Source organism: Aquimarina agarilytica ZC1 (genome assembly GCF_000255455.1).
Taxonomy (GTDB): domain Bacteria; phylum Bacteroidota; class Bacteroidia; order Flavobacteriales; family Flavobacteriaceae; genus Aquimarina; species Aquimarina agarilytica.
In genome coordinates, this window is the sequence record NZ_JH621266.1 from 26253 (window position 1) to 38369 (window position 12117).

General features: G+C 34.0%; 13 protein-coding genes. 10 read left to right on the forward strand and 3 right to left on the reverse strand.

Features of this window, described 5'->3' with window-relative positions; translation table 11 throughout:
- Window positions 1–13: 13 nt before the first annotated feature.
- From KQA_RS0211835 to KQA_RS0211865, 8 genes are all read left to right on the forward strand, one after another.
- Window positions 14–1003 carry a peptidoglycan-binding domain-containing protein gene (locus KQA_RS0211835; protein ID WP_010181377.1) on the forward strand — a complete coding sequence of 330 codons (990 nt, stop codon included), beginning with the start codon at window positions 14–16 and terminating at the stop codon, window positions 1001–1003.
- A 46-nt stretch (window positions 1004–1049) separates the two neighbouring features.
- Entirely contained in the window at window positions 1050–1442 is a 393-nt protein-coding gene (locus KQA_RS19925) for a hypothetical protein (protein WP_081483260.1), read from the forward strand.
- A 116-nt stretch (window positions 1443–1558) separates the two neighbouring features.
- A complete protein-coding gene (locus tag KQA_RS20780) occupies window positions 1559–1963 on the forward strand; it encodes a CHAP domain-containing protein (protein ID WP_262482164.1) in 405 nt (134 codons plus the stop codon).
- 15 nt (window positions 1964–1978) lie between these two features.
- Window positions 1979–2638, forward strand: a complete 660-nt coding sequence (locus tag KQA_RS0211845; protein ID WP_010181381.1) for a hypothetical protein — start codon at window positions 1979–1981, stop codon at window positions 2636–2638.
- Complete coding sequence (locus tag KQA_RS0211850) at window positions 2638–2853, forward strand: hypothetical protein (protein ID WP_010181383.1); 216 nt, start codon at window positions 2638–2640, stop codon at window positions 2851–2853. Before KQA_RS0211845 ends, KQA_RS0211850 begins: the two co-directional genes overlap by 1 nt.
- Window positions 2854–2874: 21 nt before the next feature.
- Complete coding sequence (locus tag KQA_RS0211855) at window positions 2875–3300, forward strand: hypothetical protein (protein WP_010181385.1); 426 nt, start codon at window positions 2875–2877, stop codon at window positions 3298–3300.
- Window positions 3300–3680, forward strand: coding sequence for a hypothetical protein (locus KQA_RS0211860; protein WP_010181387.1), 381 nt, complete (start codon window positions 3300–3302; stop codon window positions 3678–3680). The genes KQA_RS0211855 and KQA_RS0211860 overlap by 1 nt, the downstream gene beginning before the upstream one ends.
- 4 nt (window positions 3681–3684) lie before the next feature.
- Complete coding sequence (locus KQA_RS0211865) at window positions 3685–3900, forward strand: DUF4248 domain-containing protein (RefSeq protein ID WP_010181389.1); 216 nt, start codon at window positions 3685–3687, stop codon at window positions 3898–3900.
- 10 nt (window positions 3901–3910) lie between these two features.
- Here the strand turns inward: KQA_RS0211865 and KQA_RS0211870 are convergent, their stop codons facing one another.
- The 3 genes from KQA_RS0211870 to KQA_RS0211880 are packed head-to-tail and all read right to left on the reverse strand — an operon-like array spanning window position 3911 to window position 10608.
- Entirely contained in the window at window positions 3911–7195 is a 3285-nt protein-coding gene (locus tag KQA_RS0211870; RefSeq protein WP_010181390.1) for a DEAD/DEAH box helicase family protein, read from the reverse strand.
- A gap of 3 nt (window positions 7196–7198) precedes the next feature.
- A complete protein-coding gene (locus KQA_RS0211875; RefSeq protein ID WP_010181392.1) occupies window positions 7199–8479 on the reverse strand; it encodes a restriction endonuclease subunit S in 1281 nt (426 codons plus the stop codon).
- A gap of 35 nt (window positions 8480–8514) precedes the next feature.
- Window positions 8515–10608: an HsdM family class I SAM-dependent methyltransferase gene (locus tag KQA_RS0211880; RefSeq protein ID WP_010181394.1), complete on the reverse strand. Its 2094-nt coding sequence runs from the start codon at window positions 10606–10608 to the stop codon at window positions 8515–8517.
- A gap of 149 nt (window positions 10609–10757) precedes the next feature.
- Between KQA_RS0211880 and KQA_RS0211885 the strand changes: the two genes are divergently transcribed.
- Both KQA_RS0211885 and KQA_RS18925 read left to right on the forward strand, forming a co-directional pair.
- Complete coding sequence (locus tag KQA_RS0211885) at window positions 10758–11417, forward strand: JAB domain-containing protein (protein WP_010181396.1); 660 nt, start codon at window positions 10758–10760, stop codon at window positions 11415–11417.
- A partial coding sequence (locus KQA_RS18925; RefSeq protein WP_010181398.1) for a DNA cytosine methyltransferase occupies window positions 11414–12117 on the forward strand: 704 nt, incomplete at its 3' end. The genes KQA_RS0211885 and KQA_RS18925, both read left to right, overlap by 4 nt.

A 12117-nucleotide genomic window follows, 5' to 3' on the forward strand; every position in this document is an offset into this window, starting at 1 on the left:
AAAGAATTTTTCAATGGAAACGAAAACAAAGAAGAGCATACAAAAACCAAAAGTCAAGAAAAGACTTTCTCAAAAACAGGTACTGATGATCGGATTAGGTGGAGGGGTTGCGCTTGGTCTGGGTTATCTGGTTTATAACCACTTTAAAAACAAAACAGCTACAAACAGAGGTGGTATTAGTGATCCAATTACGATTCCTTCAGAAGATATTGTCACCAAACCCATTTTGCCAATTGCTGCCAGTGTCAGCTTTCCGGTGAAGAAAGGTGTGAGGGGATCACTGGTCGCTATGATACAAAATGCGCTTTTGGCCAAAGGAGGACAGGCAGCACTGATTATCAAAGAAACCAGTTTTAGAAACGGACAGGTGGACGGCATCTTTGGACCGGGAACAGAAAGAGCACTTCGGGCGGCAGGATTCCCTTCAGTAATTACGGAATCTGTATTTACCGCTTTAGTAGGTAAGAATACGGCATCTGGAGGAAGCTGGAGTGGAGTAGCCAAAGAGATTATTGATGCTGCCAATAGCAGGAACTTATTTAGTGTCCTTAGTGGACTAAAGAAAATAAAATCTGTAGAACAGTATAAACAGGTTAGCTCCTTTTTTCAGGGAGTTCGTATTAATGGGATCCGAGTAACCACTTTGGTAAATGCACTGCTGAGCGTAGCTTTTAAAAATAAGGAACTGGAAAAAGTAAAGATACGTGCGGAGTTTAGAAGAATGGGATTAAAGCAAAATAGTCAAGGAGTCTGGTATGTCCCTAATCTTGGATCCATTGACTCAATTGATAGGCAATCAGATCAAATTAATAATCAGTGGAACCTTGCTATTGCCACAAGACCCACTTTATTAAAAGCTATAGACGGATCTATTATCGTCCCTGAACTCAGACCCAATACAGTAGTGGGTTACATTACAGGAATGCAGAATGGAGTCACCAGAATTTTGACACAGTCAGGAGAAACTGTGTTTGCTCCGACTCAAAACCTAACCTCTTTTTAACTGCCATTGGCAGATTTAATATTGTACTCAAAAAAATATACAACTAATGAAAAATATAATGCAATGGTTACAAACCATATTAGAAAAACTAAAGCCACTCTGTGGCTACTTTAAGGTATGGAGGGAGTTATCCTCATTGGCAGTAGGACTCATCCTCTGGATGCACAGCGCCGTATTTCTTCGCTGGATTGATCCTACAGCAGGAACCTATGATGCCGGGATATTTCAGGTATACCTCTTTGCTATTATTGGGATATTTATCCTGCACGGTATTGTCAGGATACTGATGAAGCTTATCTGGCCCACCTCAGAGGAGTATCTCGATAACCATTTCAGGAACGATTTTAAAACCATTACACCATGGCAAAAACTAAAACTATCTACGTTTATCTTCTTTGCTTTTTTGTTTGCAGTAGCGTTACTGGCCAGGACCTTATAGGTAAGATAAAAATTCAAAAAGAAGAACAGTACACAAGACAGTGTGTTAAAGAATTATACGATTCCCAAGTTGGAGTTCGTGAAACAGGAGGCTTCAATCGTGGACCATATGTAGAGATGTATCTGGCCAGTGTAGATTTAGGTCCGGGCTATGCGTGGTGCGCTGCTTTTGTCAGCTGGTGTTACCAAAATGCAGGTGTGGACGCGCCACGAAGCGGTTGGGTGCCGAGTTATGCTTTAAAGGATAAATGGATTTATCAAAGAGGAAAGTTTCAATTGCAAAAACCGCAATCAGGAGATGTTTTTCTGATCTGGTACAACAGCGTCAACCGACCTGCTCATATTGGTTTTGTAGATGAATGGAATGAGGACTGGGTGATTTCCGTTGAAGGAAATACAAACGATAATGGTTCAAGGGAGGGTGATGGAGTATATCGAAAGCGTAGACTGAAAAAGCAAATCTGGGTAGTCTCAAACTTTGTCCGTAGCTCGGACAGGCAAGTCCTTAGGACCGACAACTAAATAGTATGTATAGCAATGTTATCCAAGAGTTTACAAATATTACGAAGTAAAGGGTACAAGGTGTATACCGAACCATACAGGCTGAATATTGTAGGCTACCGTAGTCGTTTTATAGGGAGTAATCGTTTTGATGATGAGATCCACGTGTTTTATAGAAATGATAATCATAAGTGGGTGTATCATATGTTCAAAGCTACTACTGATCCCGGACAGTATTGGTTGGACAATCCGATGCACCCGCAAGGAACAGCTTTTTTAAAGAAGGGGCAATATGTTGATGCCTATAGTATTGGATTACATCGTGGAATATATCATGCACTAATTCAAACAAAACCTGTTGTGGTAATCCGCAATTATGAGCGAAAAGGTCTATTTAAATGGTTTGAATCCGGAACAAAGGATATAGGAAATTTTGGAATCAACATCCATAGGGCCAGAAAACAGGGAACAACTCAGGTAATTGATGACTTCTCTGCAGGTTGTTTGGTCTTTGCTAATGCGGATGACTTTAATGGATTTCTAAAACTATCTGAACACCACCGGAAGAAATATGGTAATAAGTTTACAGTAACCCTGGTTGATTTTAGGGATGAGCGAAGAAGAATCCTAAGACAGGTAGCCTGGGGAACAGTACTGGCCACAGGAGGGATTATGCTACTAAACAGATTAAACTGATGAAGGTATCCAAAAATACTCAAAAAGCAGCCCTCGCACTTGTCGGGAGTATGTTGGGGTTTATAGTTGCTAAAAAATACTCCCCAAAAGAAACCTATCCGTTTATTCTGATTGGTGGGTTTGTTGGGAATTTTCTGGGAGAAGAACTGATTAAAGAACCTACATATACAAATCCTTATCAACAAACAATTGAATCTCTGAAGTTTGAGGATTAGGTTCGCTTAAAAAGAAGACAAATGAAATTAGATCTTAAAAAAATGTATGTCATCTATAAGCCTGGTAAACATTCTGTAAAAGCAGATATTTTCACAGGTCGGCCAACTAGTATAACTAATTTAAAGAATCAGTTTATAGGAGGGCTTCAACCAGGAAGGATATATGGAATATACACAACCCGAATTGAAGCAGAAAGAGTTACGCAAAAACTCTTGAAGGGAAAACAGACAAATAAGAAGAAACCAGGAGTAAAACCTGAAAAGGGTTATGCGCTCTTTAGTAATGCTGTAATGGCGGAGGATAAATATGATGTCACTACTCCACCCAAAGTTATATATCGCACTAAGAAGGAAGCAGAAAAAGAGGTGCAACGCATCCGAAAAAGAGAAGGGAGAGATCCCCAGATCAGGATATTATCTTATGATCCAAGAAAAAGGAAGAGATAATGAAAAAGAAACTATTTGCTATTACAGATATGGAAGGTGTATTTCTAAAAAAGATGGAAGTGAATTCTAAAACTGAAATCCAGAAATACCTAAACCAAAAATATAGCCAAGGGATTTCCCTGACAGCTTGGGAATTGAGTACCTCAAAAAGGAAATTAACGAAGTCACAACTTCAACAATTAGACAATTTCATAAACCGAAATGATTACAATTTAAGCGCTACTGATCTCAATAATTTCAAAAGGCTACTTAAAAAGCTGCAACAATCCCCTGCAGCAGAAGGAATGATTATCGTTAACCAATACTTCGATACATTTTTAAGAGAATTGATTCCACCATCTATTTGGAAAGCAATGATGGGAGAACTTAAAAAGAAATGAAATTATGAAAGTGACCTATTACGAAGGAGAGGAACCCGTGAAAATTAGAGCATATTACAAATATGAACTGGCAGCATTGTATAATGTCTGTACCAAAACTTTTTCTTCTTGGATACATACCTATTTAGATGAACTAAAACAGTTTGGGTACAAAAAAAGCACCAAACTCCTGAGGCCAGAAGTGGTGCGTTTTTTGTTTGAACGACTGGGTGAACCTTAAATTTAAAAATTTATTGACTGTTTTGTAATGATTTTTCAAAATCGTCGCAAAGTTGATTTATTATATCTTCTGTTTCCTTAATGAAGAACTGACCTAATGTTTTACGATTTCTTCGGATGTATTTTTTATAGATTATTTCAAAGTCTTTATAAATTTCGTCTTCATCAAAAACGGTTTTAGTACTTTTCATTTTTGCAATTAAACGAGCACCTTCCTTATTTACATAATCAAAAAAGGCTTCTATTTTATTTTGAAAATCTAATATTAAGGCTTCAATTTCTTCTTCCTCTTCATTACGTTTTTCTATTACTGCTAAAATATCAAACTTATATTGTTTACCTGGTTTGCCTGATGGTTCATTGTCATTTGGCTTTACTTTAGGCTTTGATGTTTCTTCTGGTGGTGCAACTATACCTATTCTGTTATCAAAATACACTTCAACATCATCTATTAACTCTGTTGTACCTGTTAATGAATTATATAAGACACTATATCTATACCAAAACTCTGTAAAGTATTCATCACTATACTTATCATCAATTTCAATTACAAATACTATTAGATTTAATATTTTGAAATACTTATTAATGTTATGCTTTAACTTTTTAGCTTCTTCTGGTTGTTTTCTTACAAATTGGGTAATTGTGTTTTCTAAATCTAAAATAGGCAGTATATCTTCCTTTTTTCCTTGTTGATAGAGTTTAAAGGATTGAAAATGTTGTTTGAAGATATTGTCTTGATTTAAGCCCTCGTATATTTCTTGTAATAGTTGTTCTTGCCCTAGTGGGTCAAAATCACTTACAACAACATTACTGAAATGCTCGAACGCCTGTTTTATATTATTAACGTTTACATTCTTGTAAGACAAGTCAATAATTTTACAATCCTTTTTATACTTACCTGCTGTTCTATTAACTCTTGAAATAGTTTGTATAGCATTGATACCGCTAATCTCTTTATCTAAAAATAAGGTATGTAATTTAGGTTCATCAAATCCTGTTTGTAGTTTATCTACTACTATGATTAAACCATTCTTTTTGACAGCAAAATTTTGCAATACTTTGGCTTCTGATAAACCACCGTTTAACGTTGTTGCGCTTTCATATTTTTGGCCATCTGAACTATACACTATATAGATTGGTGCATCTTTAAAACGTTCATATTTCTTTTCTTCTACTAACTCATTAAAATACTGCTGTATATACTTACGATATTTTATAGCTGCTTTAATAGAAGAAGCTGCAAACATTGCTTTTGCTGTACCACGAATATTGTGATAAACCGCAGTTACTAATCGTTTGGCAACAAACTTTGAAATAGCTTCAATACGTTCTTCGTTCTCGTAAATATTCTTTTTACTAATTCTGTATTTCTTACCATTAGCATCAACACCAGCATCTGGATTATCAGGTAACGATTGCTCATAGTATCCTGTATCTCCCTCAAAACCTTCTGTTGCATCATCTGGCTTTTCAAAATACATTTTAGCAGAAACAGGAACAATACCTTTAATTGGATTTAAAATATAACCATCTTCAATAGCTTCTTTCATTGTATAACTATCGAACGGAACCCATATTTTTTCAGCTTCGGCATATTTATTATACTCTCCAAAACGCGCTAATGTAACATCGCTTGGTGTTGCAGTAAAACCTATTATTAAATTTTTCTTTTTGTATTCCTTTCTGTATTCTTTATTGGAATCAAAACTGTTTTGTAGCTCATCAAATAAGGATACCATTTCTTCGTGCTGTGTACCACTATTGGAACGGTGTATTTCATCAATTAAAAAAGCGATACGCAAAGTTGATAATGTCTTTACTACTTCATCATCTAAAAACTCTCTTATTGAATTGAACTTTTGAAGATTGACTACAACAATACGTTTATCTGTATTTAAGGCTTCTAAAAATGATTTTTTACTGTTAGCCTCTATGAACATACTATTAGCAATATTCATATTATACATTTTACTATCTAACTGATCTCGTAATTGAACTCTATCTACAACCAACATTATTTTATCATAGACAAACTCATCATTTTTGCGTAAATCTTTCAACATTAAAGATGACCAGCCTATGATGTTACTTTTACCAAAACCAGCTGCATATTGTAGTAGCAATGAGTAGACATTTTTGTTGTTTTGATACTTCTGCCTTTTATTAATTAATTCTTCAATTTGTGAAGCTCCTAAACCCTTTTCAGTTAGTTGTTGTCTTAATTTATTGATGAAATAATCTGGCTCGTCTTCGTGTTCTAAAAACTCATCAATTTTGCTAATGATTTTATCTGCACCGAATTTTTGTTTTGGTCTTGGTGCTATTAGCCTACCATCATTATGCTTATATTCTTTCTGTTTTCCTTTTTCTGATTTTACTAATTCACGCTCAATAAAGTTGTAATACAATATCTCACGCTCTATCATTTTTTTCCCGTACAAGGCTTTAAAAACTTCCTCAAAACGCTCTTGTTTGTTGGCTTCTCTGTTTACTACTGGATATGATTTTAAATCGTAAGCTACTTTTGTTTTATACTCTTCAAAATCAAAGGATTTATCTTCAACTTTAGCTTTTATGGTATCAAAGTGATTACCTATGTTTCTAATGATAAACGTATCTTGAACATCTGTAGTTGTTATATGTATTGCCTTTTCAAATATTTTTAAAAAGTCTTTGCGAATGCTTTTATCTACATCATTACCATCTGCTATTTCTAGATAATTAGTAACTGCTTTTTGATAATCGTTAGCTATTTTAGTTTTACCATCTTTACTAGCTGTTTGATTATTGTAGTTTGATTTTAGCTCTGAATAGCCTAAAAATATACCATTGACAAAAAAGGTAATATCTGGTCTAAAACTGAACTGTTTTTTACCTTGATAATGGTACATATATGGCAACTCTTGTACTACAGAAAATATGTTTTCTTCAAATAGTTTATCACCGTGCGTTATGCTACCACTTGGATAAAAGAGATTAATTTTAACACCCTTGAATGTGACAGATTTATTATTATTAATAAATAATGCCATATTCATAGACTCACCAATACGTTTGTTTAAAAACTCTTGAAATTCTTGAAGTAGCTCTTTTTCGTTATTATTAAATTTCTTTAATAATGTTCTGTACGCTTTTTTATTTAAAGTAGTTTCGCTGATGAACTCTTTTAAATCTTCAACAACAAAATGAAGTTTCGATACTGTATTTGCTTTTACTTCTTTATACCCTAAACCATTGGTTGGATTAGTAAAAAAGTTCATTAAATATTTATCTTGTAGTATTAGTTCATCCATAAATTATGCAGTTACTTTTATTTTGCCAGTTACAACTTCATCAATTAATGTTTTACGTAACTCTTTTAGTGTTGATATTTGTAATTCAATATTTTTTAAAACACTTGATATACCTTTTGTTTTGGCCTTAATATAATTAGCAATTTCAATTTGCTCTTCAAATGGTGGGAAAACTACGGTAATTACAGCCATTTCATTACTCATTATTTTAGCACCATTTGTATCTATACGTTTATTATGCTGTGTGCTTTCTTGAACAGCAAAAGCCATATATTCTAGTGAAAGTTTTGGATGTCTTTTAGGAATTAATGTACCGCAAATATTAGTACAATTAAATTTACCTTCCCTTATGAAAACTGTACCAGCATTAACACCATCAGTAGTCCAGGTTAACAAATCTGTATTAAAATCAAAAGTATCAATATAACCTAAAACACCTTTGTTTTTAGTTTGAGATGAATAAACGGGATAACTACCATTATCTTTTAATTCCGTTTTAGCTATTGCTCTACCTCTACTTATTGAAAAAATATCTTTAACTCTCTTAACCTCCCAATGTTCTGGAATTTCACCCATCCAAGTAATACTACTATCTTTTAGCTTAACCGATTTATCTAATCCTTTGGTAACAGCTTCATTAATTAAAGTTTTACGGTAGGCTTTATAGTATTTTATTTTTTGTTGTAATAATTTTATTTTTTTATCTATTGCTGTGGTTTTTGTATCTAAATAATTAGCTATTTGGGTTTGTTCTTCTAGAACAGGAAATGGCAAACCCATATTTAAAATTTGAGACATATTTAAAGCCTCTTTAGAAGAACCTGCCTGAATATTCATTATATATTCTTGTATAGTATTTGACTTTAAATAATAAGAAAAAAAGTCAACCTTTTTCTTCTTTACTCTTAAATATATAATATGCTGATTTATATTAGCTGTCTTTAATGTTTTAGGAAAAATACACGTTCTACCAATTGAGGCCCCTGTAATATTTATCAATATATCAAAAGGTTGCAATTGTGAGTTTCTCATTTTATCGTGAACCTCTTTCGTTATAAATGAAACATTGTCAAGCCTTAAACCATCATTATAAACATTTTGACTCCTAATAAGCGGTATTCCTTCATCTACATAAGTTTCACTACCACCTTTTGGTGTAACACCACTACCAATTTTAGTAATTGCATCTTTTATTCTTTTAACATTCCAATGTGCAGGAATTTCACCTAACCAATCAATGCCTGAATCTTTATATTTGTTGTAAGTTTTTAATTGTTGTTTCATACATATATAGTGCTTCGTGCTACAAAATGACTTTACTAAACGACTAATTCGCTTTCAAGTTTTGACAATTCATTTTCGAGCTCTTTTAGGTGACTTGAGATATCTTGAAGTGAGCGTAACTTTTCTGGCTTATAGAATACCTTATTGAAGTTTATTTCAACCCCAATTGTATTATCTATATAAGCAAATGGCTTTGTGATGTATTTTACCATAAAACTGGCAATATTTTGTTGGTTATCTTCATTGTTTGGGCTATAAGGTATTATTTCATAATCCTTCTCATAGTCAGGTGTTAACTCTACCGTAATTAAAATGGATGCTTCTCTAGTTTTAGTTGCTTTTTTATAAGATGCTTTTACTACTATTTTACCACAACCTAATTCTGATTTATCTTCTTTAGACGCCTCAATAATCGTTTCTTTATCGTTGTCAAAATAATAACTTGTTTTAGCTGTAAATACTTTTAAGTCTGCTTCTTTATAATCTAAACTATCAATTAATGGCTTTAAACCTTCGGTATAATATTCTATTAAAGAATTGTATTTAGAAGTATCGTAAGATGTAATTTCAAAGTCTGTAAGCTCAATTGTTTCTTCCTCTAAAACTTGCGTTATTTTAGTAGGGTTTAACTTTATAGATTTAGCTCTAATTTCTTCGCCTTGTTTATTCTTTTTAACAGGCAATTGGTCTTCAAAAGTCTTTCCATTTTCATCTACATTTGTCAGCATTATAGCTTGTTTGTTATAATAAAAATGCCATTTATCAAAGACCTTTGCATACTCTGTATCTTTAAAATCGGTTAAGGTATCTACAATGGTTTTTCTGTTATCAAAAACCATTTCCCTGCGCTTTTTACCTTTGCTCTTTTTTAATGGTTCCCAAAAGTTACTACCATCAATCAGCATTACTTTGTCTTTGCGTTCTTGAGGTTTGTTTTTGTTAAACACCCATAGATACGTATAAATACCAGTGTTGAAAAACTCATCGGTAGGCATTTGTATAACAGCTTCTACCCAATCGTTATCAAAGAAATATTTACGAATGTTACTCTCACCACTACCTGCATCGCCACTAAACAGCGTTGAACCGTTATGTACTACAACTGATAACCCTTTGGTATCTAATTGTGATAAAATATGCTGTGTAAACAGAAACTGACCATCTGAAATGGAAGGTAAAGCGTGAAAACGGTCTGTAGTATCATTTTCAATATCTTTTTTATAACCTTTCCAATCTACACCGTAAGGTGGATTTGCTACAATGACATCAAATTGTTTTTCAATGAAATGAATTTTAGTAAGTGTATTACCGTACTTAATATCTGAATCATTACGGAAACGACTTTCTATTTTTGCTAAAGCGTATAAACTATCACTCCAATCCTCACCGTATGTTTTTGTTGGTCTGTTGAACTTTTCTTTTATTCTATCTTCTACACCAAATAGCAAGTTACCACCGCCACAGGTTGGGTCGTATATGGTTAAAAACTCGTTATTATCTTCAATTTTAGATAATATAATTTCTGAAATTAAGGATATAATATCATCAGGTGTATATTGCTCTCCAGCAGTTTCGGCAGAAATATCAGCCCATTTACGTTTGATGTGTTCTTCTAAAGTTGTTATATCCGAGTTATTAAATGGTGTTAAATCAATCTCACTCCATTTTTTTACGGTATCAAAAAGAATATCTTTTTTACGTAGTTGACCGCTTACGCCTGAAATATCTAAATACTTCTCTTCTGTATTACCTCTATCAACACCTAATAACTCTTTAGTTTCTGGGTCGAATGCTTTTAAATAGGCATCAAAATCATTATCAAAAGTTTTATCGTTTCTGCATATTTCAGCTAGTGTTTTTTGGCTTCTAATTACTAAATCATTGTACCCAATATTGTAATCTTTAAACTCTTCTAAAAAGTCGTCTATATTTTCAATGTCTTTAATCGTTTCTGCATCAAAGTCTTTCAATAACTCTTTGTAATGCCTAACTAATCTACTTTCCAACATTATCATTGCAAAGTAAGGCATCATATATTTTGGGAAGTCTGATTGCTTAATTCCAGCACCAATTAAAAGGTCGGCAGTTGACCATACTTTAGATTCGTACTGTAGTATATTTTGGCTCATTTTGAATTTTTCCTTTTGAAGTGATAAAAATAGTAATTCATAGTTATTATCTTAACCTATAATTTTTTTGATTTCATTTTTTAAGACTTATTCTAACTTAAACAGAAATTAGTAGCGACCTCATTCTTATCATTACTGTAAAAAAGGTAATGAAGCAGCAGTTCAAAAACAGACCTAAACAAAAAACGAAAGCAAGCAGTAAAGTCGCCCTTATCAGCCAAAAGGCTAAACAAATCCGTAAGAAAGATGAAAAATGGACTGATGCCATAAAAAGGGCTACAACTTTACTTCATAACCAGAAATCAAAAGACAACAAATCGATATCCAAATCATCCACTTCCCTTTATGGGATCAAAGGGCAATTTAAGGCAGGTGTTGTTCCTGAAATCAAGATTACCTATACCAAAAGCAGAAGACTACTTGGAAGTGTCAAATCACCGGAGGAAACAGTTGCTTTTGTGAGAAATCAATTCCGTAAAGGGACTATAGAGACCCGGGAATATTTCTTTGTGATCTATCTCAATCGAAAGAACACCATCTTAGGATATCATCTTCATTCTATGGGAGGGCTTTCAGGTACGGTCGTCGATGCCAGGATCATCTTTGCAATTGCATTAAAGAGTTTGGCCACCGGAATTATTCTGGCTCACAATCATCCTGCAGGAGGTCTGAAGCCAAGTCAGCAGGATATCAATCAAACTACTAAAATAGCCAATATAGGTAAGCTACACGATATTGAGGTCCTGGATCATCTAATAATCACCAAAGATGGGTATTTCTCATTTGCTGAAGAAAATTTGGTCTTATGAAAACTTTTACTCTTTTAGACCTTTTCAGTGGTACAGGGGGATTTCCATTGGGATTACTCAAGGCAGGGTTCACTTTGAAGAAACATTACTTCAGTGAGATTGATCCTTTTGCCATTGCCAATTATCAATATAACTTTAAAAATTCCAACTATGCAGGACCTATCGAAGAGATTCAAAAAAACACCATCGAAAAACCGGATATCATCAGCTTCGGTTCGCCTTGTCAGGATCTTTCAGTTGCTGGAAGACGGAAAGGACTTAAAGGATCCAAAAGTAAACTCTTTTTTGAAGCAATTAGAATCCTTGACCTCTATAAACCCCGTCTGTTTATCTTTGAAAACGTCAAAGGACTTTTCTCCAGTAACAAGGGTAAGGACTTTGAAGTCGTACTTAGATCGTTTGCCGACCTTGGGGTATATGACCTCCAATGGCAATTGCTTAATACTGCCTGGTTTCTCCCCCAGAACAGAGAGCGCATCTACCTTGTCGGATCACTTAGAGGACAACCCCGACCAGAAATATTTCCTATCGGTAAAAACTGCCAAAAGATTGAAGATTGCACTAGAAAAACAATCACGGAAGCCAACATTGCTCCAACAATAGATACAAGGGTTGGAGAACAAGGAAATTACTCGCCCTATATCTTTACACTAAGAGGAGGCAGAAAGCATCCCAAAGGTAATAAGGTGGAGTTCAGAAA